Annotated in this window: 22 protein-coding genes and 4 tRNA genes; 8 read left to right on the forward strand and 18 right to left on the reverse strand. The window is 69.8% G+C overall.

Going from position 1 to position 21,283, the window contains the following annotated elements:
- Nucleotides 1-431: 431 nt before the first annotated feature.
- The 7 genes from rplL to ACFYMC_RS14485 all read right to left on the reverse strand — a co-directional run bounded on the left by rplL (nucleotide 432) and on the right by ACFYMC_RS14485 (nucleotide 5,022).
- Nucleotides 432-818: a 50S ribosomal protein L7/L12 gene (rplL, locus tag ACFYMC_RS14455; protein ID WP_388523902.1), complete on the reverse strand. Its 387-nt coding sequence runs from the start codon at nucleotides 816-818 to the stop codon at nucleotides 432-434.
- A 110-nt stretch (nucleotides 819-928) separates the two neighbouring features.
- Complete coding sequence (gene rplJ, locus ACFYMC_RS14460; protein ID WP_388523905.1) at nucleotides 929-1,459, reverse strand: 50S ribosomal protein L10; 531 nt, start codon at nucleotides 1,457-1,459, stop codon at nucleotides 929-931.
- Nucleotides 1,460-1,990: 531 nt separating this feature from the next.
- Nucleotides 1,991-2,713, reverse strand: coding sequence for a 50S ribosomal protein L1 (gene rplA / locus ACFYMC_RS14465; protein ID WP_388523908.1), 723 nt, complete (start codon nucleotides 2,711-2,713; stop codon nucleotides 1,991-1,993).
- Nucleotides 2,714-2,796: 83 nt separating this feature from the next.
- Nucleotides 2,797-3,231 (reverse strand): 50S ribosomal protein L11, encoded by a 435-nt coding sequence (gene rplK / locus ACFYMC_RS14470; protein ID WP_388523911.1) that lies wholly within the window; start codon nucleotides 3,229-3,231, stop codon nucleotides 2,797-2,799.
- Nucleotides 3,232-3,578: 347 nt separating this feature from the next.
- Nucleotides 3,579-4,475: a transcription termination/antitermination protein NusG gene (gene nusG / locus ACFYMC_RS14475; protein ID WP_388523914.1), complete on the reverse strand. Its 897-nt coding sequence runs from the start codon at nucleotides 4,473-4,475 to the stop codon at nucleotides 3,579-3,581.
- Between the two features lie 84 nt (nucleotides 4,476-4,559).
- Nucleotides 4,560-4,841, reverse strand: a complete 282-nt coding sequence (gene secE, locus ACFYMC_RS14480; RefSeq protein WP_388523917.1) for a preprotein translocase subunit SecE — start codon at nucleotides 4,839-4,841, stop codon at nucleotides 4,560-4,562.
- A gap of 108 nt (nucleotides 4,842-4,949) precedes the next feature.
- A tRNA-Trp gene (locus ACFYMC_RS14485) sits at nucleotides 4,950-5,022 on the reverse strand.
- 202 nt (nucleotides 5,023-5,224) lie between these two features.
- Between ACFYMC_RS14485 and ACFYMC_RS14490 the strand changes: the two genes are divergently transcribed.
- Together ACFYMC_RS14490 and ACFYMC_RS14495 are read left to right on the forward strand one after the other, a co-directional pair.
- Nucleotides 5,225-6,451 carry a pyridoxal phosphate-dependent aminotransferase gene (locus tag ACFYMC_RS14490; RefSeq protein ID WP_388523920.1) on the forward strand — a complete coding sequence of 409 codons (1,227 nt, stop codon included), beginning with the start codon at nucleotides 5,225-5,227 and terminating at the stop codon, nucleotides 6,449-6,451.
- Nucleotides 6,452-6,576: 125 nt separating this feature from the next.
- A complete protein-coding gene (locus tag ACFYMC_RS14495; protein ID WP_388523923.1) occupies nucleotides 6,577-7,593 on the forward strand; it encodes an adenosine deaminase in 1,017 nt (338 codons plus the stop codon).
- A gap of 32 nt (nucleotides 7,594-7,625) precedes the next feature.
- On the opposite strand, the gene ACFYMC_RS14500 is transcribed toward ACFYMC_RS14495, so the two are convergent.
- The gene (locus tag ACFYMC_RS14500; protein ID WP_388523926.1) at nucleotides 7,626-8,246 is read right to left on the reverse strand and encodes a TetR/AcrR family transcriptional regulator; all 621 of its coding nucleotides are present in this window, start codon (nucleotides 8,244-8,246) and stop codon (nucleotides 7,626-7,628) included.
- 110 nt (nucleotides 8,247-8,356) lie between these two features.
- On the opposite strand from ACFYMC_RS14500, the gene ACFYMC_RS14505 reads away from it, so the two are divergent.
- Entirely contained in the window at nucleotides 8,357-8,989 is a 633-nt protein-coding gene (locus ACFYMC_RS14505; RefSeq protein WP_388523929.1) for an NAD(P)-dependent oxidoreductase, read from the forward strand.
- A gap of 81 nt (nucleotides 8,990-9,070) precedes the next feature.
- Here the strand turns inward: ACFYMC_RS14505 and ACFYMC_RS14510 are convergent, their stop codons facing one another.
- From ACFYMC_RS14510 to ACFYMC_RS14545, 8 genes are all read right to left on the reverse strand, one after another.
- Nucleotides 9,071-10,126, reverse strand: coding sequence for a UDP-N-acetylmuramate dehydrogenase (locus ACFYMC_RS14510; RefSeq protein WP_388523931.1), 1,056 nt, complete (start codon nucleotides 10,124-10,126; stop codon nucleotides 9,071-9,073).
- A 78-nt stretch (nucleotides 10,127-10,204) separates the two neighbouring features.
- On the reverse strand, nucleotides 10,205-11,662 hold the full coding sequence (locus ACFYMC_RS14515) for an MFS transporter (protein ID WP_388523934.1): 1,458 nt from the start codon (nucleotides 11,660-11,662) through the stop codon (nucleotides 10,205-10,207).
- 212 nt (nucleotides 11,663-11,874) lie between these two features.
- Nucleotides 11,875-12,453 carry a TetR/AcrR family transcriptional regulator gene (locus ACFYMC_RS14520; protein ID WP_388523937.1) on the reverse strand — a complete coding sequence of 193 codons (579 nt, stop codon included), beginning with the start codon at nucleotides 12,451-12,453 and terminating at the stop codon, nucleotides 11,875-11,877.
- 141 nt (nucleotides 12,454-12,594) lie between these two features.
- Complete coding sequence (locus ACFYMC_RS14525; protein WP_388523940.1) at nucleotides 12,595-13,023, reverse strand: MaoC family dehydratase; 429 nt, start codon at nucleotides 13,021-13,023, stop codon at nucleotides 12,595-12,597.
- Between the two features lie 5 nt (nucleotides 13,024-13,028).
- Nucleotides 13,029-13,505, reverse strand: coding sequence for a MaoC family dehydratase N-terminal domain-containing protein (locus ACFYMC_RS14530; protein ID WP_388523943.1), 477 nt, complete (start codon nucleotides 13,503-13,505; stop codon nucleotides 13,029-13,031).
- A gap of 136 nt (nucleotides 13,506-13,641) precedes the next feature.
- Entirely contained in the window at nucleotides 13,642-13,806 is a 165-nt protein-coding gene (gene rpmG, locus ACFYMC_RS14535) for a 50S ribosomal protein L33 (RefSeq protein ID WP_003956487.1), read from the reverse strand.
- An 84-nt stretch (nucleotides 13,807-13,890) separates the two neighbouring features.
- Nucleotides 13,891-13,963 (reverse strand) — tRNA-Met (locus ACFYMC_RS14540).
- A gap of 48 nt (nucleotides 13,964-14,011) precedes the next feature.
- A tRNA-Thr gene (locus tag ACFYMC_RS14545) sits at nucleotides 14,012-14,084 on the reverse strand.
- A gap of 328 nt (nucleotides 14,085-14,412) precedes the next feature.
- Between ACFYMC_RS14545 and ACFYMC_RS14550 the strand changes: the two genes are divergently transcribed.
- Nucleotides 14,413-15,684 carry an amidohydrolase family protein gene (locus ACFYMC_RS14550; RefSeq protein WP_388523946.1) on the forward strand — a complete coding sequence of 424 codons (1,272 nt, stop codon included), beginning with the start codon at nucleotides 14,413-14,415 and terminating at the stop codon, nucleotides 15,682-15,684.
- 127 nt (nucleotides 15,685-15,811) lie between these two features.
- Nucleotides 15,812-16,468, forward strand: a complete 657-nt coding sequence (locus ACFYMC_RS14555; RefSeq protein ID WP_388523949.1) for an SDR family oxidoreductase — start codon at nucleotides 15,812-15,814, stop codon at nucleotides 16,466-16,468.
- 57 nt (nucleotides 16,469-16,525) lie between these two features.
- On the opposite strand, the gene ACFYMC_RS14560 is transcribed toward ACFYMC_RS14555, so the two are convergent.
- Complete coding sequence (locus ACFYMC_RS14560) at nucleotides 16,526-18,133, reverse strand: FAD-dependent monooxygenase (RefSeq protein ID WP_388523952.1); 1,608 nt, start codon at nucleotides 18,131-18,133, stop codon at nucleotides 16,526-16,528.
- A 442-nt stretch (nucleotides 18,134-18,575) separates the two neighbouring features.
- Here ACFYMC_RS14560 and ACFYMC_RS14565 point away from each other — a divergent pair, with 442 nt between their 5' ends.
- The 3 genes from ACFYMC_RS14565 to ACFYMC_RS14575 all read left to right on the forward strand — a co-directional run bounded on the left by ACFYMC_RS14565 (nucleotide 18,576) and on the right by ACFYMC_RS14575 (nucleotide 20,764).
- Nucleotides 18,576-19,322: a GAF and ANTAR domain-containing protein gene (locus tag ACFYMC_RS14565; protein WP_388523954.1), complete on the forward strand. Its 747-nt coding sequence runs from the start codon at nucleotides 18,576-18,578 to the stop codon at nucleotides 19,320-19,322.
- Between the two features lie 13 nt (nucleotides 19,323-19,335).
- Nucleotides 19,336-20,097, forward strand: a complete 762-nt coding sequence (locus ACFYMC_RS14570) for an ANTAR domain-containing protein (RefSeq protein WP_388523957.1) — start codon at nucleotides 19,336-19,338, stop codon at nucleotides 20,095-20,097.
- Between the two features lie 226 nt (nucleotides 20,098-20,323).
- Complete coding sequence (locus tag ACFYMC_RS14575; protein WP_388523959.1) at nucleotides 20,324-20,764, forward strand: STAS domain-containing protein; 441 nt, start codon at nucleotides 20,324-20,326, stop codon at nucleotides 20,762-20,764.
- 214 nt (nucleotides 20,765-20,978) lie between these two features.
- Here ACFYMC_RS14575 and ACFYMC_RS14580 read toward each other — a convergent pair.
- Nucleotides 20,979-21,060: transfer RNA gene (locus tag ACFYMC_RS14580), tRNA-Tyr, on the reverse strand.
- Between the last annotated feature and the right edge of the window lie 223 nt (nucleotides 21,061-21,283).

Raw genomic sequence — 21,283 nt, forward strand, 5'->3', positions numbered from 1 at the left:
TGTGCTCTAGCGTGGGTATGCCCCTGGCGACGGGCAGAGGGCAGCTAACAGGCAGCGCAAAGGGTCAGTGTAGCCACTTGGCTCACTGATGTCCAGACCAGGTTTCTGGAGTCCGGCAACAGGCCTTCCCCTTGTTGTTTAGCCCCGCGCCCCAGGTAGCGGAGCGCACATCGATACTGCCCTCTCGGTAGCCGATCCATGCCTCGAATCTGGATCGGCGTATCGACGCGTCCTGAGAATTGCGCGCCTCGTGCAGTTCGTCAAGGCCCCCCGCCCCGTCCGGATCACCGACGGGCCACCCGGGAGGCAGCGAAGATCACCATACCCCCAGGCAGGGCGGGGTCTCCACAGCCGACGCGGGTACGCCGAAGGGCGACCACCCATACGGGTGGCCGCCCTTCGGAACGACCTGCGGAGGAACCGCGGTGAGGTTACTTGACCTCGACCGAGGCGCCAGCGGCCTTGAGGGCCTCGGCAGCCTTGTCAGCGGCCTCCTTGTTGGCCTTCTCCAGGACCGGCTTCGGGGTGCCGTCGACGAGGTCCTTGGCCTCCTTCAGACCCAGCGAGGTCAGCTCACGCACGACCTTGATGACCTGGATCTTCTTGTCGCCGGCGCCGGTGAGGATGACGTCGAACTCGTCCTTCTCCTCGACGGCCTCGGCGGCAGCGGCACCGGCGCCACCGGCGGCGGCAACGGCGACCGGGGCGGCAGCGGTGACGTCGAACTTCTCCTCGAACGCCTTCACGAACTCGGAGAGCTCGATGAGGGTCATCTCCTCGAACTGCGCGAGCAGGTCGTCCTGAGACAGCTTCGCCATGATGGGCGATCCTTCCACTAATTCGGCTGGTGCCGGATGTACATAACGGCGGGCGTTACGGCCCGCTACGACCCGCGCGCTAGGCGGCGCGGATCAATGAGCGAGCCGAATTACTCGGCACCGCCCTGCTCGGCCTGCTTGGCACGAAGCGCCTCCGCGGTGCGGACGAACTTCGAGGGAAGCGCCTGGAAGAGCGCGGCAGCCTGGGACTGCTTGCCCTTCATGGCGCCCGCCAGCTTGGCGAGCAGAACCTCGCGGGACTCAAGGTCCGCAAGCTGCTTGATCTCATCGGCGGTCAGCGCCTTACCGTCAAGGACACCGCCCTTGATGATGAGATTCGGGTTCTCCTTGGCGAAGTCACGAAGACCCTTCGCCGACTCCACCGGGTCACCGGTGATGAAGGCAACCGCCGTCGGACCGGTGAACTGGTCGTCGAGCGAGGTGATCCCGGCCTCGTTGGCCGCAATCTTGGTCAGCGTGTTCTTCACCACGGCGTACTGGGCGTTCTCACCGAGCGAACGACGCAGCGTCTTCAGCTGCGCGACGGTGAGACCCCGGTACTCGGTCAGCACAGCGGCGTTCGAGCTGCGGAACTGGTCCGTGAGCTCGGCTACCGCGGCAGCCTTGTCGGGCCTTGCCATAGAGCGTCGGCCTCCTTCCGGGTGATGAGGACCGCTCAGAAGGGGCTGTACAAAACGAAACGCCCCGGCGCAGGCGCACGGGGCGTAGCTCGACCGGATGGAACATCTGGGAGCTTCTCCACGATCACCTGCGCGGGTCGTCCGTCGTTAGCGGATCCTTCGGCCACCGCACCCGAAAGGGCACAGCAACGACCAGCGGTCTTTGGCTTCCTCGGAAGAGTACGCGACCGGGATGCGCGCAGGCAAATCAGCTCCCGTAGACGCCCCGGCCCTGCATCCGGAACTGCTCGGCAGTGCCACCGCGGCGGGCGACTGCCCGGAGGCGACCGTGCCCGTCGATCGGGTGGTCCGGCGCCGCCGACGGTCTCCTCGCCGGCCTGAACCATGCCCTGGCCGCTGCGAGCCGGTACGCCCGGCCGCACCCCGTGCCTCTGTCGGCCCCGGCCTCTCAGGGTTACGGGACAAGAGATCGGGCCCCACACCTCCGGGGAGGTGCGGGGCCCGATCAGCCACTCAGGCGAGCCGTGGGGCTCAGACCGCGGCCGGGTCCTCCTCGACGAGGAGGTTGCGGGTGCGGTTCGGGTCCAGCTGGATGCCGGGGCCCATGGTGGTGGTCAGGGCGGCCTTCTTGATGTAGCGGCCCTTCGCGGCGGACGGCTTCAGACGGAGGATCTCCTCCAGGGCCGCGCCGTAGTTCTCGACCAGCTTCGCATCGTCGAAGGAGACCTTGCCGATGATGAAGTGCAGGTTCGAGTGCTTGTCGACGCGGAACTCGATCTTGCCGCCCTTGATCTCCGTGACGGCCTTCGCCACGTCCATCGTGACCGTGCCGGTCTTCGGGTTCGGCATCAGACCACGGGGACCGAGCACGCGGCCGAGGCGACCGACCTTGCCCATGAGGTCCGGAGTGGCGACGACCGAGTCGAAGTCCAGGCGGCCCTTCGCGACCTCGTCGATCAGTTCGTCCGAGCCGACGATGTCGGCGCCGGCGGCTTCCGCAGCCGCAGCACGGTCACCGGTCGCGAAGACCAGGACCCGGGCGGTCTTGCCGGTGCCGTGCGGGAGGTTGACGGTGCCACGCACCATCTGGTCGGCCTTGCGCGGGTCGACACCCAGGCGGAAGGCGACCTCGACGGTGCCGTCGAACTTGGTCGAGGAGGTCTCCTTGGCGAGACGGACGGCCTCGAGCGGGGCGTACAGCTTCTCCCGGTCGATCTTGGCGTCCGCAGCGCGGAGAGTCTTGCTGCGCTTCACTTCTGCTCCTGTGTTTTTGCTTCAGGTGTGGAGTCGTGGTGCGGGCCAGCGCTGGCCCTACCACTGGTGTGACTAAGAGCTGGTCAGCCCTCGACCGTGATGCCCATGGAACGGGCGGTGCCGGCGATGATCTTCTCGGCGGCGTCCAGGTCGTTGGCGTTCAGGTCGGGCATCTTGACCGAGGCGATGTCGCGGACCTGGTCGCGCGTCAGCTTGGCGACCTTGGTCTTGTGCGGCTCGCCGGAGCCCTTGTCCACACCTGCGGCCTTGAGGATCAGACGCGCGGCCGGCGGAGTCTTGGTCACGAAGGTGAAGGAACGGTCCTCGTAGACCGTGATCTCCACCGGCACGACCATGCCACGCTGCGACTCGGTCGCGGCGTTGTAGGCCTTGCAGAACTCCATGATGTTGACGCCGTGCTGACCCAGTGCGGGACCGACCGGCGGAGCCGGGTTGGCCGCACCGGCCTGGATCTGGAGCTTGATAAGCCCCGTGACCTTCTTCTTCTTGGGAGGCATTGCTCTCTCCGGGTCCTAGTGAGAGTTTTCCAGCCTCCAACCGGTCATCCGGATGGAGGCATACCGCACCACGATAGCTGGTGTCGGTGCAGGGCTCGAAACCGGGCAGGTCAGAGGCCACTTCACCGGCCCGGGAAGCCCTCGCGGACACCCCGGTGCAGATGACCCGCAGAGCGGGTCACGCCGCCGTTCCGGCCTGGCCGCCGGAGGGGCCGAGGACGGGCCCACGCGCAGTGGGGCGGGCATGCGGGGGCGTTTTGCGGGCCCGGCGGCGACCCCGGGCGCGAGAGAGCCCCCGCCCTCACGGCTTCCCGTGGGGCGGGGGCTCTCTCGGATGCTGGCGAAAGCTAGTTCTTCTGGATCTGGTCGAAGCTCAGCTCGACGGGGGTCTCCCGGCCGAAGATCTCGACGAGTCCCTTGACCTTCTTCGAGTCGGGGTTGATCTCGTTGATGGTCGCCTGGAGGGTCGCGAACGGACCATCGGTGACGGTGACCGAGTCGCCGACCTCGAAGTCGAGCACCTCGACCACGAGCTTGCGGGACGGCGCCGGCAGCCCGGCCTCCTCCGCGGCGGCCCGAGCGGCCTTCTCCTTGGCCTCCGGGGCGAGCATCTTGACGATCTCGTCCAGGGTCAGCGGGTACGGGTCGTAGGCGTTGCCCACGAAGCCGGTGACTCCCGGCGTGTTGCGCACCACGCCCCAGGACTCGTTGGTGAGGTCCATGCGGACCAGGACGTAACCGGGAAGCTTGTTCTGGCGGACGTTCTTGCGCTCGCCGTTCTTGATCTGGACGATCTCTTCCTCGGGGACCTCAGCCTGGTAGATGAACTCCTCGACGTTCAGCGAGACGGCTCGCTGCTCCAGGTTCGCCTTCACCCGCTTCTCGTAGCCGGCGTAGGTGTGGATCACGTACCACTCGCCGGGGAGCAAGCGGAGCTCCTCGCGCAGGGCCTCGGTGGGGTCGACCGGCTCTTCGGGGGCGGCTGCTGCTTCCACCTCGGCCTCGGCCGGCTCTTCCGCGACGTCCTCGTCGAGCTCGGCCACGGCCTCTGGGGCCGTCTCCTCGCCCGCTTCGTCCTCTTCGCCCTCGACGTGCAGCGCGGCCTGCTCGGCCGGCGTGCCCGCCTCGGCGTCGGCAGCCTCGGCCTGGTCGGGGTCCACAGCGTCCGCCGCCTCGACGATGTCGAGCTGGTCCTCGACGGACTCGACGGAGTCGTGGCTCGCGTTCAGGTTCGGGTCAGACACGGTGGCTGCTTCTTCCTGGTTACAAATGGGGTGGAACATGCGAAAACGGGCGGCAGCCGGTCAAGGCGCCGCCCTCCGCGGGGATCAGCCGAAGACGTACTTGATGGCTTCCTGGAACCCATAGTCAATCACGGTAACCAGAGCGATCATGATGACAACGAAGACAATCACCACGGAGGTGTACGTCGTCAGCTGGCTTCGCGTCGGCCAGACGACCTTGCGGAGTTCCGCGACGATCTGACGGTAGAAGAGCGCGAGACGACCCAGAGGGCCCTTCTTACCGCGCTTACCGCCCTTGCGGGACTTCTTCTCGCGGGTCTCGTCCTCGGCGTCAGGCATGTCGATGGAGCCCAAGGCGTCCGTCACGTCATCTCACCTGAATCCGGGTCATGGCCGTGCCGCGCCCGGTTGAGCCGCACGGCGGTGCATCTAAGTACGTTACCTGCAGCACACGTCCGGCGAAGGAGTGTGGAGCAGGGCCGGAGGGACTTGAACCCCCAACCGCCGGTTTTGGAGACCGGTGCTCTACCAATTGAGCTACGACCCTTTGCTTGCCCCAACCTACCGCATCCGCCCGGATGCACCGAGTGCTCGGAAAGGTGTGGTCAGTGGAGGCCAACGACAGGTGAGTGTACGTGCTCTTGAGCCCAACGTCGAACAGAAACGTCTGGGTCCGTCCTCTGAAACCTCCGGGTCCGTTCCCTGAAACGGTTCCCCGGCCGTGATTGCGGTCTGGGACGATTGGCCGCATGACCTCAGAAACCCCTTCCACCGAGCGCCGGGTCTCCGCCCGCATCGGCGCGATTTCCGAGTCCGCGACCCTCGCCGTAGACGCCAAGGCCAAGGCCCTCAAGGCCGCGGGCCGTCCGGTGATCGGCTTCGGCGCCGGCGAGCCCGACTTCCCGACCCCGGACTACATCGTCGAAGCGGCCGTCGAGGCCTGCCGCAACCCCAAGTACCACCGTTACACGCCTGCCGGCGGTCTGCCCGAGCTGAAGACCGCGATCGCTGCGAAGACCCTGCGGGACTCCGGATACGAGGTCGACCCGGCCCAGGTGCTGGTCACCAACGGCGGCAAGCAGGCGATCTACGAGGCCTTCGCCGCGATCCTCGACCCGGGCGACGAGGTCATCGTCCCGGCCCCGTACTGGACCACCTACCCCGAGTCGATCCGCCTGGCCGGCGGCGTTCCGGTGGAGGTCGTCGCCGATGAGACCACCGGCTACCGGGTCTCCGTCGATCAGCTGGAGGCGGCGCGCACCGCGAAGACCAAGGTCGTTCTCTTCGTCTCGCCCTCCAACCCGACGGGCGCGGTCTACAGCGAGGCCGACGCGCTGGCCATCGGCCGCTGGGCCGCCGAGCACGGCCTGTGGGTGCTCACCGACGAGATCTACGAGCACCTGGTGTACGGCGACGCGAAGTTCACCTCGCTGCCCGCGCTCGTGCCCGAGCTGCGCGACAAGTGCATCGTGGTCAACGGCGTCGCCAAGACGTACGCGATGACCGGCTGGCGGGTGGGGTGGATCGTGGGCCCCAAGGACGTGGTGAAGGCCGCGACCAACCTGCAGTCGCACGCCACCTCGAACGTCTCCAACGTGGCCCAGATCGCCGCGTTGGCCGCGGTCTCCGGTGATCTGGAAGCCGTCGCGAAGATGCGTGAGGCGTTCGACCGGCGCCGCCAGACCATCGTTCGGATGCTCAACGAGATCGACGGCGTGCTGTGCCCGACCCCGGAGGGCGCCTTCTACGCCTACCCGTCGGTGAAGGAACTGCTCGGCAAGGAGATCCGCGGCAAGCGCCCGCAGACCTCCGTGGAGCTGGCCGCCCTGATCCTCGACGAGGTGGAGGTCGCGGTCGTCCCGGGCGAGGCCTTCGGCACACCCGGCTACCTGCGCCTGTCGTACGCGCTGGGCGATGCGGACCTGGTCGAGGGCGTGTCTCGGATCCAGAAGCTGCTGGCCGAGGCCAAGGCCTGAGACCCGGCGGCCGAAGGTCGGAAGAGGGCGTCCTTCACCTGGGGGGCGCCCGCTTCCGCGTTCGAGGGGTGCACGATCGGGAAAACGCCCTCCCAAACCTCCCGTCCGTGCGGCAGGATCACCGGATGGAGCACGCACGCGATCTCACGCTTCTGCCGAAGGCCCATCTGCACCTGCACTTCACGGGCTCGATGCGCCCGTCGACGCTGCTCGAACTCGCCGACAAGTACGGGGTGCGCCTCCCGGACGCGCTGACCGCGGGGGAGCCGCCCAAACTGCGCGCCACCGATGAGCGCGGCTGGTTCCGTTTCCAGCGGCTCTACGATGCCGCCCGCTCCTGTCTGCGCGAGCCAGAGGACATCCGGCGACTGGTGCGCGAGGCCGCAGAGGAAGACGTCCGGGATGGTGCCGGCTGGCTGGAGATCCAGGTCGACCCCACCTCGTACGCCCCCCTGCTGGGCGGGTTGATTCCCGCCATGGAGATCATCCTGGACGCGGTCGATTCCGCTTCCCGTGAGACCGGTCTGGGCATGCGGGTCCTGGTGGCCGCGAACCGGATGAAGCACCCACTCGATGCCCGCACCCTGGCTCGGATCGCCGTGCGCTACGCCGACCGCGGCGTGGTCGGCTTCGGCCTGTCGAACGACGAGCGTCGCGGGATGGCCCGGGACTTCGACCGGGCCTTCGCGATCGCCCGGGAAGGCGGCCTGCTCGCCGCCCCGCACGGCGGCGAACTGACCGGCCCGGCCTCCGTCCGGGACTGTCTGGACGATCTGCACGCCTCCCGGATCGGCCACGGCGTGCGCGCCGCGGAGGACCCCCGGCTGCTGCGCAAACTCGCCGAGCGGGGGGTGACCTGCGAGGTCTGTCCCGCCTCGAACGTGGCGCTCGGCGTCTACGAGAAGCCCCAGGACGTGCCGCTGCGGACCCTCTTCGACGCCGGAGTGCCGATGGCGCTCGGCGCGGACGACCCGCTGCTGTTCGGCTCCCGGCTGGCCGCCCAGTACGAGATCGCCCGCCGGCACCACGGCTTCACCGACGTCGAGCTCGCCGAGTTGGCCCGGCAGTCGGTGCGCGCCTCGGCGGCGCCGGCGGAGGTGCAGGCGAAGCTGTCGGCCGGCATCGACGCCTGGTTGGCCTGAGGGGCCGTACCCGCGGAAGCCCGGGCGGGATTTCAGGCGGGGTCGGCGGCGATGCCGCGGACCACCGTGCGGGCGATCGCTGCGGCGAACTCGTCCAGGTCGTCCAACGGGCGCACCGCCTCCTCGGTCAGGAAGGGCGAGATCAGGGCCCGTTGGCTACAGGCACCCAGGAGGAGTGCCGCCGCCGCGTCCGGATCGGCCTCGGCCCGCACCCGCCCCGTCTGCTGCTCCGCCCTTAGGTAGGCGGCCAGGTCCTCCAGCGGCCGGTAGGGCCCGGTACCGAGCTTGCGCAGGCCTTCGCGGTGACGGCGTAGCAGGGCCGGCTCGGCGAAGAGCGAGGCGCCGATGGGGACACTGGACTCGTAGAAGAGCGTGGCGCTGCGCGCGATCGCGGTGAGGTTCTCCTCCAGGTCCCGGTCGCCCGGATCCTTGATCATCTCGGTGAGCAGCGGCACCAGCCCGGGGAGGCGCTCGTCGAGCACGTGCACGAAGAGGTCTTCCTTACTGGGGAAGTACTTGTACAGCGCGGCCTCCGAGCAGCCGGCCGCCTTGGCGATCTCCTTGGTGGTGGCGCGGGCCAGCCCGATGGTGCGCATCAGGTGGGCGGCGGCGTCGAGGATCCGGGCGCGAGCAGGTTGTCGGAGCGGCTGCATGGGGCCTCCGGGGAGTCCGGCCGGAAGACGACCGTGGGGCTTGACGAGGGGTGAGCGTTCACTCACCCTAAGGGTGAGTGAATACTTACTCACCCGGAGAGGGGTGCGCAATGAGGCTTTCCGTATGTGGTGCCACCGGCGGGATCGGCCAGGAACTCGTGCGACAGGCCCTGGCCGCCGGCCACCAGGTCACGGCGGTGGTGCGCGACCCGGCACGGCTGACCGTCTCCGGACCCGGACTGGAAGTGTTCCGTTGCGACCTACGCGACCCCGAAGCCCTGCGCAAGGCGGTGGCCGGACGCGATGTGGTCCTCTCCGCCCTCGGTGCGAACCGGCGGAGCGACGCGGGCATCGCCACCGTACTGACCCGCTCGCTCCTGCTGGCGATGGAAGCGGAGGAGACCCGGCGACTTCTGGTGGTCAGCGCCGCACCGCTCGGCGCGCCCCCCGCCGACGAACCGTGGATGGACCGGCTGCTCGCCCCCGTGGTGAAAGCAGCCTTCGCTCCCATGTACGAGGACCTCACCGACATGGAGTGGGAGCTGGAACGCAGCCGGAGCGAATGGACCTCCGTACGTCCCCCCCGCCTCACCCACCACTGCCTGACCGGCACCTACCGCACGGTGCTCGGCGGGAATCCGCGCAGCGCCCGCTCGATAGGCCGCGCGGACGTGGCCCACGCCATGCTGTCCCTGATGCGCGCCCCGGCCACGATCCGGCGCGCCGTCGGCGTGGCGTACTGAGGACCTCCGGGTCCGGGCCGCGACGGGACCGCGGCCCGGGCCCGGGTGGGGCCCGGACCTTCGGCGGGCCGCCGCGGTGGGTCAGATCTCGACGCCGACCATCACCGGCTCGTTGACCAAGGTCACGCCGAAGGCGTCCCGGACGCCCTCGACCACCTCACGGGCCAGGGCGAGGAGGTCTGCCGTGGTGGCCGCACCACGGTTGGTCAGGGCCAGGGTGTGCTTGGTGGAAATGCGGGCGGGCCCCGACCCGTAGCCCTTGGTGAAGCCCGCCCGGTCGATCAGCCAGGCCGCGGACGTCTTGGTCCGCCCCTCCCCCGCGGGGAAGGCGGGCGGGGTGACGTCCGGGCCCAGGCGGTCCCGCACCCTCACGAGGAACTCCTCGAAGGCGCCCTCGGTCAGGATCGGGTTGGTGAAGAAGGAACCTGCCGACCAACTGTCGTGGTCAGTCGGGTCCAGCACCATGCCCTTGCCCGCGCGCAGCCGCAGCACCGTCTCGCGGGCCAGCGCCGCGGGCACCCGGTCCCCCGCATCGACGCCCAGCGCCCGCGCGGTCTCGGGGTACTTCAGCGGCGCGGAAAGGCCACCCGCGTCCTCCAACTCGAAACGCACCCGTAGGACCACGTACCGGTCGGGGTGCTCCTTGAAGTGACTGTGGCGGTAGGAGAAAGCGCAGTCCTCGTTGGACAGCGTCACCGTCTCCCGGGCAGTGCGGTCGTAGGCCAGGACCTCGGTGATGGTGCTGGAGACCTCCTGGCCGTAGGCCCCCACGTTCTGGATGGGGGTGGCCCCCGCCGACCCGGGGATGCCGGCGAGGCATTCGACGCCGGCGAGGCCCGCCTGCACGGTGCGGGCCACCGCGTCGGCCCACACCTCGCCGGCGGCGAGCTCCAGCCGGGTGCCCTCCAACTCGAAGCCACGGGTGGCGATGCGCAGGGCAGTGCCGTCGAAACCCTTGTCACCGATGACGAGGTTGCTGCCACCGCCGATGACCAGTAGGGGGGTGCCCGCGTCGTCCGCGGCCCGTACGGCGTCGACCACTTCGGCGTCGGTGGTCGCTGTCACCAGTCGGGCGGCCGGGCCGCCCAGACGGAAGGTGGTCAAAGGGGCGAGGGGGGCGTCGGTGAGTTCCTGCACGGGGACAAGAGTACGGGCCGGGCCTGGGCGGTCCCCCCGAGGCCGCGCGCTCGCCCAGGCCCGTTCCCCCGCCTGCCCTCAGGCCGGCACGGCCTCCTTCTCCGTCTCCCCGACGCCTGGCGCACCGTCACCGGCCGCGACGGGGCGGCGAGCCTTCCGGCTCGGGATGAGCAGTGCCAGACCCGCGGCCAGCGCCACCGCGCCCGCGCCGATCCACAGGGCCGGAACGGTGCCGTCGGTGAAGTCCTGCCCGGAGCCGTAGCCGCCTCGGGCGGAGAAGACCGCGGCCAGGACGGCTACACCGAGGGCCCCGCCGACCTCCCTCAGGGCGTTGTTCGCCCCGGAGGCGATGCCGCGCTCCTCGGGGCGGACGCTGGACATCACCACGTCGTAGGCGGGCGCGAAGTACAGCGCCATGCCCACGCCGCTCAGGACGAGGGCGGGGAGCTGGGCGGTGTAGGTGACCTCGGGTTCAAGGACCAGCGCGAAGAGGGCGAGCCCCACGGCCTGGAGGCCCAGCCCGGTCGCAACGACCGGACGAGCCCCGATCCGGTCGGTCAGCAGCCCGGCGATCGGGGCCACCACCATGGGCATCGCGGTCCACGGGAGCATCCGCAGCCCCGCCTCGGTGGGCGAGTAGCCGGCGACGTTCTGGAGGAACTGGCTGAGCAGGAAGATCGAGCCGAACATGCCCACGTACATGAGCAGGCTGCCGAGGTTGATCCCGAGGAATCCACGGTCGCGGAAGAGCCGCATCGGCAGCATGGGGTTGCGGCCACGGATGCCGTGCCGGACGAAGCCCGCGGTCAGCGCGCCTCCGAGGAGGAGCCCGGCGAGTACGGGTGCGCTGGTCCAGCCGTCGGCGTTGCCACTCACCAGGGCGTAGACGATCCCGAAGAGTCCCGTGCTGACCAACAGGGTGCCGAGGAGGTCGAGTCGGGCGTCGGGGGCGGAGGACTCGGCCAGCCGGAATCGCGCCAGCGGCAGGAGCGCGAGGCCGACCGGCACGTTCAGCCAGAAGATCCACTGCCAGGAGACGTGCTCGGTGAGGCTGCCTCCGATGAGCGGACCGCTGGCGACGGCGAGGCCGGTGACCCCGCTGAAGATGCCGAGTGCCATACCCCGGCGGGCTTCCGGTACGGCGGCGGTCAGCAGCGTCAGGGTGAGCGGCATCATGATCGCCGCGCCCACGCCCTGCGCCGCTCGGGCACCGATCAGGGCTCCGATGCCGGGTGAGAGCGCCGCAGCGGCGGATGCCGCCGTGAAGACCGTGAGGCCGAGGAGGAACAGCCTGCGACGACCGAACCGGTCGCCGAGGGCGGCACCCAACATCAGCAGGACGGCGAAGGTGAGGGTGTAGGCGTTGACCGTCCATTCCAGGTCCTCCAGCGCCCCGCCGAGGTCGGCGCGGATGGAGGGCAGGGCGGTGGTGACGACGAGGTTGTCCAGGGCGGCCATGAACGAGGCGACGCTGGTGATGACGAGCGCCCACAGGGCGCGGGTGCGCCCGGCTGTGGACGGGGACTTCTGGTTCATCTCTCCCCCTGCGGGTGGTGTGGTGCCGGTGGCGGGGTGCTGGCGTCACCCCTGGACGACTTGTTAGTAATTGGTCACTTACTTCTCTGCCCGCACCAGACCCCCAGCAGCAGCCAAGGGCGCGCGATGGGCGACCGGAGCCAGCCGGCCGCCGCGTGCCACCCTCCGGGCCCGGTCGGGGGCCAGCGATCACCCCGACGACGCGGGCACGGTCAGCCGGCACCCTCACCGTCGGGGTCGACACCTCGGGAAGCCGGATGGAAACCTGCCCACACCCGGTGTCCCTGCGGATACCCCAGGGCCACCAGGGTGTTGATCAACATCCCGTGCGCCATGAAAGTCGTGGTCTCGGCGACATCAGCGCCCAGGGGGAGGTGGACGGACTCCCAGAGCTCCAGCCAACCCGCCCGCATCACGGCCCCGAACTCGTGGTCACCGGCGGCCTCAGCGGCCGACACGGCGATGTAGACCTGCATCTGCATCAACAGCCGGTCGGGCTCTTCGGTGATCATCCGCGTGTAGGCGTCAGCCATCGCCGCCAACGCCTGCTCCGGCTCGTACCCGTCCGCCGCCTGCACCATCACGCGCCGGGTTTCGGCGATGCAGCGCTCGGCGGCGGCCTGGAAGATGGCCTGCTTGTTGGGGAAGAGCCGGAACAGGTAGGGCTGGGAGACGCCGACCCGCTTGGCGATCGCCTCGGTGGAGGTGCCGTGGTAACCGCCCCGGGCGAACTCGTGCATCGCCGCCCGAATGACGCTCTCCCGGCGCTCCTCCGCGCTCATCCTGACCATGAACTTAAGTTAGTGGTCAATCACTAATTGAGTCAAGCGGGTTCGCGGGCACCCACCACGGCACCGGGGGCGGCCGACCCAGATCGACCGCCCCCGCCGGGCTCGCACCCAGCCCCGACGAAACCCGCGCCAGCCCGGTGGTCAGCCGAGCTGGACCACGGCGCGGGACATACCCAACACCTTCTGCCCGGCACTCATCGCCGTCAGGTCCACCCGCACCCGGTTGCCCTCCAGCTTGGCGGCGACCTTCGCACTGACCTCGACGACCGCGCCCGCGCCGTCGTTCGGCACCAGGACGGGCTTGGTGAAGCGCACCCCGTACTCGACCACGGCACCCGGGTCGCCGACCCAGTCCGTGACCACCCGGATCGCCTCGGCCATCGTGAACATGCCGTGCGCGATCACGTCCGGCAGCCCCACCTCCTTGGCGAACTTCTCGTTCCAGTGGATCGGATTGAAGTCGCCGGAGGCTCCCGCGTACCGCACGAGCGTGGCGCGCGTCACGGGAAAGGACTGCACCGGCAGTTCCGTACCGACCTCGACGCCCTCGTAAGAGACCTTCGCTGCCATCTGCGTCACTTCCCCTCACCGGATACGGCGGGACCGTCCTCCGCCGCCCGGGACACCAGCTTGGTCCAGGCCGTCACCACGTGCTGTCCGGACTCGTCGTGCACCTCGCCACGAATGTCCAGGATGTCGTTGCCGGCGAGCGACTTGATCCCCTCGATGGTGGTGGTGACCGACAGCCGGTCGCCGGCCCGCACGGGGCGCGTGTAGGTGAACTTCTGGTCGCCGTGCACCACCCGGCTGTAGTCGAGGCCCAACTGCGGATCCTCGATGACCTGCCCCGCCGCCTTGAAGGTGATCGCGAAAACGAAGGTCGGCGGGGCGATCACATCGAGGTGCCCGAGCGCCTTGGCCGCGTCCGCGTCGACGTATGCCGCATTGGCATCACCGATCGCCTCAGCGAACTCCCTGATCTTCTCGCGGCCGACCTCGTAGGGATCGGTGGGCGGGTAGGACCGCCCCACGAAGGACTGGTCGAGCGCCATGGCTCACTTCCTCCAGATTTCAGTACGAACGACCGGCCGGTGCACCCGACCCGCGACAACGGAAACGACACGAGGCCGCCCCCCGATAACGGGGGACGACCTCATGCCTGTGCCTGTATTACGCGATACCGCTGGATCAGCGGGTCTCGCGGTGCGCAGTGTGCGAGTTGCAGCGCGGGCAGTGCTTCTTCATCTCAAGACGGTCCGGGTTGTTGCGCCGGTTCTTCTTGGTGATGTAGTTCCGCTCCTTGCACTCCACGCAGGCCAGCGTGATCTTCGGGCGGACGTCGGTGGCAGCCACGTGAGTGCTCCTTGACGGATGGACGGATGAACGCAGACAACAGTAGCCGACCGGAGGACCGACCCCACAATCGGCTACTACGTGTAGCGGTGACCGGACTTGAACCGGTGACACAGCGATTATGAGCCGCTTGCTCTACCGACTGAGCTACACCGCTTTGATGTGATCCGTTCCCCATCCGAAGACGGGGAACCTCTCACACCAGAGCCCCAATACGGAATCGAACCGTAGACCTTCTCCTTACCATGGAGACGCTCTACCGACTGAGCTATTGGGGCGAGCGATGAAGACATTACACGGTCCCTCGCCGAACGCCCAAATCCGTTAACGCACCCACCTCAGCGGCCCCATCCGCCTCTCACCAGCCCGTTCCGCGCAGGACCGAGCACGCCCCGCCGCGCCTGCGCGCCGCCCGCCAGGGGTCCGCCGGTCGGCGACGCACCGCGTCCTGCGCCGCGCGCTGGTCCACCACCGAACACCAACCAGCCCGTAGGCTCGGACCGCGCTGAGCGATCTTGACGTGCGACCCGCCTGCCGCCACCCCCTGCCGGGCCGGTCGCCGGGATCCCGGCCGGTCCAGGAACGCCCGAGTTTCAGGAGCCCGCGATGCCCGACAGCCAGCCCCAGCCCCCGGCCCACAACAGCCCCCGCGGCGACGGAAGCAGCGACGGCGGCCCGGAGCAGACGACGCTGGTGCTCAGCGGGGCCCGGCTGACCGACGGCCGCAACGTCGACGTACAACTCTCTGGTGGCCGGATCGAAGCCGTCGGCACCGCCGGCAGCCTCCCCGCCCACCCTGCCACTCGCATCGATCTGACTGGATACCTCCTACTGCCGGCCCCCGCGGAACCCCATGCTCACGCCGACACCGCCCTCACCGCGGACGCCGAGGGACCCGTCTCCCACGAACCCGAGGAAGTACAGCGCCGGGCCACCGAAGCCGCCCTACTCCAGCTCGGACACGGCGCCACCGCGATGCGCGCCCACGTGGGCCTCGGTGAACCCCACGGCCTGGGGCCGCTGGCGGCAGTCCTGCAAGCCCGCCGCTCCCTGCGCGGGCTCACCGACCTCACCGCCGCCGCCATGCCAAGGCTCCTGACCGGCCTGGCCGGCGCCAACGGGCTCGCCATGCTGCGCGACGCGGTCAAGATGGGCGCCGCGGTGGTCGGAGGCTGCCCCGACCTGGACCCGGATCCCTCCGGCTTCACCGAAGCGGTCCTGGACCTCGCCGCCGAACACGGCCTTCCCGCGGACCTCCACACGGACGCCGACGACCCCGCCCGACTCGCTCGACTCGCCTCCCAAGCCGGCGGCCTGCGCGCCGGCGTCACCCTCGGCCCCTGCGCCGGACTCGCCCGTCTCCCCCTGGAAGCCGCCCGGCGCGCCGCCGACCAACTCGCCGCCGCCGGAGTCACCGTCACCTGCCTTCCCCAGGGCGGCTGCGGGGCCCAACAGCCGCGCTCACCGCGACCGGCGCCCGTACGGCTCCTCCGCGCCGCCGGGGTGCGGATCGCCGCGGGCAGCGGGGCCCTGCGCGACGCCGCCAACCCCGTCGGGCGGGGCGACCCGCTGGAGGCCGCCTACCTCCTCGCCTCCCAGGGCGGGCTGCGCCCCCTCGATGCGTACGGCGCGGTCAGCGCGGCGCCCCGGGCGGCCATGGGCCTGCCGGAGGTCCGAGTGGAGGCCGGCTTCCCGGCCGAGCTGCTCGCCGTGCGCGGCGAAAGCGTCGCGGGGGCGCTCTCCCTCGGCTACAGCCGCATCGTCGTCCATCGGGGCCGGATCGTCGCCCGCACCAGCGCGGTCCGCGAGTACTGCGACTCCGCCGTCGCGGTGGCCCTGGACCTGCCACGCCAGTCCCGCCCCGAGCCTGAGCCGTAGGGCACAGGCGGCGACGTGCCCTTGGGCGTGTGCACGGCGCCGACGCGGGTGCCCCGCCTCGGGACGTTGACACGCACCCAGGCGGGTTGTCGGGGCGGGTAGCGGCAGCACGGCGTACGGTCGTGACATGCGCATCGTCATCGCTGGTGGACACGGAAAGATCGCGCTGCGACTGGAGCGGATGCTCTCCGCACGCGGCCACGAGGTCGCGGGGATCATCCGCGACCCGCAGCAGGGCGACGACCTCCGCGAAGCAGGGGCCGAACCGGTCTACTGCGATCTGGAGCGGGCCCCGCTGGAACAGGTCGCCGCCATTCTCCAGGGCGCCGACGTGGCGGTCTTCGCCGCGGGTGCCGGCCCCGGAAGCGCAGTGGCGCGCAAGGACACCGTGGACCGCGCGGCGGCGGTCCTCTTCGCCGACGCGGCCGAACGGGCTGCCGTGTCCCGCTTCCTGATCGTCTCCTCCATGGGCGCCGACGCCCACCGCCGGGGAGACGAGGTGTTCGACGTCTACCTGCGGGCCAAGGGGGCGGCTGACGACCACGTCCGCACTCGGCTGGGCCTGGGGTGGACGGTCCTGCGCCCCGGGGGGCTCACGGACGCTCCCGGCAGCGGCCTGGTCCGGCTGGAAGCCAGCACCGGGCGCGGCCCGATCCCGCGGGAGGACGTGGCGGCCGTGCTCGCCGAGCTCGTCGAAACGCCCGCGACCGCGGGCCTGACCCTCGAACTCGTCTCCGGCTCCACTCCGGTCAGCGTGGCGGTCAAGGACATCGCGGGCAACTGACGAACCCGGGCCGCGGAGGGCTTGTGGTCGTCGGGGCGTCGGCCCCTCGGGGTGGCCTCAGAGCCGGAAGACGCCTTCCAGGTGTTCCGACAACGCGGCCACGCTCGGCGGGCTGAGTCGGGTCCCCAGGTAGCCGTCGGGGCGCACCAGGAACGCCGCACAACGCTCCACGCCGTACCCGCGCCGGAACTCGCCCGCACCGTCGCGGTAGACCGGACCGGGGAACCCCCCTGCCGGGACACCGGGCACCAACAGCGTGCAGGGCTCCACCTCGCCTCGACTCAACCCCCTGCTCACAGCAGCCAGTTCCCGTAGCAGCGCCGCATCCTCTGCCGCATCCGCGTAGAGCAGCAGCAGATGGCCTCGGTCCCGCAGCAGGTCGAACAGCCTCATCGGGTACGTGGCGATGGACCCGGTCATACCACCGCAGTCCGGGGCCCGTTCGCCGGCCGCCGGACCGGCCTGGGCCACAGTGGCGGGGCCCACCACCGGACTCGTCGGATAGCCCACGAGCAACTGGGCCTCGCGCACCAACACATCCTCGGGATCCGCGGAATCGGCCTCGATGCCCTCGACCGCGTGCCGAACCGTACGGTCCACGACCTCCTCGCCGACAGGGCGCCGTTCGGCGTCATAGCTCGCGAGGAGCTCGGGGTGCGCCGTGTCGGTCAGGGCCAGGGCCAGCTTCCACGCGAGGTTGTAGGCGTCCTGGACGCCGGTGTTCATCCCCTGGGCCCCGGTCGGGGGATGGATGTGCGCGGCGTCCCCGGCGACGAAGACCCGGCCCTTCCCGTAGCGGTCCACCAGCCGGTGACTGATCCGGAACACGGACGACCAGCGCAGTGCGGACGCGGTCGTCGGCTCGGGGGCGAGCCGGTCGAGAACCGCCTGGATGTGCTGCAACCCCGGTGCGCGCCCGCCTTCCAGACCATGCGCCACCTCATCACGGCCGGTACTCCCGCCCTGGACGGACAGCTCCGGCGGAACCATCGCCGACACCCGGTAGCGGTGCTCGCCGGGCAACGGAATGCAGACCAGGAGGTCGTCCACCACCCCTTGCGCATCGCGGTGGGTGGCCCGGACGCCGTAGTCGGGCGGCAGGGTCCAATCGACCTCGACGTCGGCGAGCATGTACTCCTCGGGGAACGCGCCGCCCTCGAAGGTCAGCCCGAGCGACTTGCGAACCACGCTGTGGGCACCGTCGCAACCGACGAGGTACCGGGACCGCACCTCCAACTCCTCGCCCTGGGGCCCGGTGAGCCGGCTGAGTACCCCGTGGCTGTCCTGAGCGAAGGACACCAGTGTGGTGGCCCGCTCGATCCGGGTGCCGAAACGCCCGAGGTGCTCTTCAAGGATCCGCTCGGTCTCGTACTGCGGCAGGGCCGCGAAACCGTACGGGACGTCCGGCGGCAGGCCCAGTTCGATCCGGGCCCGTTCCACGCCGTTGGCGTAGATCAGCTGACCGCGCATGGGCAGGGCAGCTTCCAGAGCGGCGCGCACCAGCCCCATCCGGTCCCAGATCTCCAGGGTCCTCGGCTGGACGCCCACCGCCTTGGCGTAGGGCAGTCGGGCCGGCAGCCGATCCACGAGGCGGCAGTCCACGCCGCGTCTGCGCAGTTCCACGGCCGCGGTCAGTCCCACCGGTCCGGCGCCCACGATCAACACGTCAGTGTGCACACCTCATGTTGACCCGCCCCTCCCGCTCCGGCCAGCCGAGGACCTGTCAAGGGAGGGCGCGGCTACTCGTCCATGCTGGTCAACGCCCCGATGCCCGGCACTTCCACGGACGGGCTCGTACGCCCTTGGCACCGCCATCCGAACCGGGCGTTCGAGGCCGTTCGGTCCCTCCGGGTGATCTGTTCGGTCTGCCCGGCGGGGCTGTTCGACTGTCACGACTGCCCCTTTAGCCCGCTCCCCCGCGCCGCCGATCGGGCGAGGGTGGGAGTTCGGAGGTAGAACGACGATGAATCTTCGTGGCAGTGCATCCGTCCCGCCCATGGCTACCGCAGCCAATGAGCATCCCCTGAAGAATCGCACAGCGGAGGGACCTCCCAGGGGGGCACTGGGCCACCACACCAACGACCCGTCCGGAAAGGACGGTGAGGAAATGACCCGGCGCGCGGCGGACCTGCGTCGGTCGCTCCGGGAACTCGCCGCACCAGACGAGCCCGACATGAGCACCATCTGCAAAGCCGCTGTGAGCATCTGCGGTGTCGACGCGGCAGCCGTCCTCATCGGCCGCGGCGAACGGCGCGGCGCCCTCCATACGACGGATCGCACGTCCGCGGTCATGGAGGACTTACAAATCACCGTGGGCGAGGGGCCCAGCGTCGACGCCTGGGAAGCCAGGGACCCCGCGATGCACCCCGACCTGTCACATCCCGGGTTGCTCGACCGGTGGCCCGGCTTCGCCCCGCTGGCCCACGGCGAGGGCGTACGTGCGGTGTTCGCGTTCCCGCTCCAGGTGGGAGCCGTACGGCTGGGAACCCTGTCCCTCTACCGCTACCGGCCCGGCCCGCTCGCACAGGAGCAGTCAGGCGACGCCATGCTGTTGGCCGGGATCGCACTGGACCAGCTCCTCGCACTCTCCCAGCAGAGCGGCGGCCAGGAACGAGCCGCCCTCGGGGTGGGAGAAGACAGCCTCAAGATCTACCAGGCCACCGGAATGGCGGCCTCGCAAATGGCCGTACCCATCGAGGAAGCCTTCTCAAGGCTTCGCGCCCACGCGTTCAGCGCGGGGCTGCCGCTCTCCAGCATCGCCGAACAACTCCTGGAAGGAGTAGTGACCTTCGAGCCTCAGGACAACGACGGACACGACCACGACCGATCCACCGACCACAACGAGGAAGAGTGAGCAGGCGCGCACCATGGCAACCGAAGAAGCCCTCATTTCGGCCTTCGTCGACCTTGCGGACACACTCGTCGAAGACTTCGACATCATCGAATTCCTCAACCGGCTCGCAGGGCACTGTGTGTCCCTGCTCGACGTCGAGGCCGCCGGCATCCTGCTGACGAACCCGCAGGGGCGCCTCCATCTGATCGCGGCCTCAAGCGAGAAGGCCCGACTGCTCGAACTCCTACAACTCCAGGGATACGAGGGTCCGTGCGTGGCCTGCTACACCGAGCAGCGCCGGATCGACTACAGCGACCCGGACCCCACTGTTCCGGCGAGCGCCCTCCCCTGGCCCCCGTTCGCCAAGGCAGCCCGCCAGGAGGGCTTCCACGGCGTGTGCGCACTGCCGATGCGGCACAACGGGCAGGTCATCGGAGCGCTCAACCTGTTCTGCGGCAGGGCCGACATCCTGGACGACCGCAACGCCATGCTCGGGCAGGCCCTCGCGGACATCGCCACGATAGGGATCCTCCAGGAACGGGCTTCGCAACGGCGGGAGTTACTGGCCAGACAGCTCCAACACGCCCTGGACAGCCGTGTCATCATCGAGCAGGCCAAGGGGTTCTTGGCGCACCGCCTGAACTCCAGTCTCGACGAGGCCTTCCGGGCGCTACGCACCACCGCTCGCGAGGAGAACCGCAAGCTCGTCGACGTGGCCCTCCAGGTCGTCACACGGCCGGGCTCCGCCGTTTCCAAGGGCGGGCGCGTCCCAGGTCGCACCGCAGATGAAGGCTGACCGGGTGGAATCCGGCCAGACGGGCCCACCGGTGCCCGCGCCCGTGCGAGCCGGCGGCGACAGAAATTCGAACATCCACCCACATTTCTCACGATGCCCGGCGATCAGGCACACCGGACAGCTAACGTGGCAACTACACGGGCTCGCTGTTCCTCCGGCGAGCACCACATCAGGTGCCGCTCCAGACCTCGGCGGACTTCCCACCCCGCCTATGGCTGGAGCCGGCATGCACCTTCACGCGATCAACACCGTGCATCAGCACCGCACCCTCGTGGCGCTCTACGGCGAGGCGGACCTGAAGACCGCTCCTCTGATGCGGCAAGCACTCCACAACGCCACACTGCACGCCGAGGGTCGCGACGTGGTCGCCGACCTGTGCGGCGTCTCCTTCATCGACAGCAGCGGGGCGCAGCCGCTGCTGGAAACGGACCGCAGGCTCCACCTGTACGGCAAGCGGCTCTGGCTGGCCTGCCTGCCCCTCAGGACGCGCCGCATGCTCCACGCGGTGCGACTGGCGGGGTACTTCCCCGTCCTCCCCCAGGACATCCCCATCCCCACCACGTGCCGCCCCACCCACGAACTGGACAGTGGCGCGCGGCACCCGTTCCGGTGGGCCAGCCGGCCGGCGGGGGGACCCTCCGACGGGGCCTGGGCGGGCCACCCCTGACGGGGTGGCCCCGGGCAGCCGTCCCTCGGGGAGCCGTAGCCCCTGTCGCCCTCGGGCCGACAGGGGCTACGCCAGGCAGGACGCCCGGCTTCTTCACACAGCCCGACCGACGCCACCCGAGGAACTCCAGGAGGGCTGCGGTACGGCGCACCCCTCGGGCACAGATACGGCCCCTGATCTGCATTTACGCAGATCAGGGGCCGTATCTACCATGTGGCGGCGCCAGGATTCGAACCTGGGTAGGCTAAGCCGACGGATTTACAGTCCGCTCCCATTGGCCACTCGGGCACACCGCCATGGGATATCGCCTTCGAGCCCCCCTCGCGGTGGTGCTCCGTGGCAACGACGTAAACGATACCTGATGCTCGGGGGTGCTCCGCCACCGGATTGATCAGCGCTCCGGCCGCCGGCGGTGGCCGACTCCACGGCCGGGAGAACGACCCGGTGAACCATCCCGGTCACAGCACTAGGCTTTGCGGAGCGGTCCGGCAGCGTCCGGGCGCACGACCGTCTGAGCAT

The sequence above is a fragment of the Streptomyces sp. NPDC006879 genome, assembly GCF_042869595.1.
Taxonomy (GTDB): domain Bacteria; phylum Actinomycetota; class Actinomycetes; order Streptomycetales; family Streptomycetaceae; genus Streptomyces.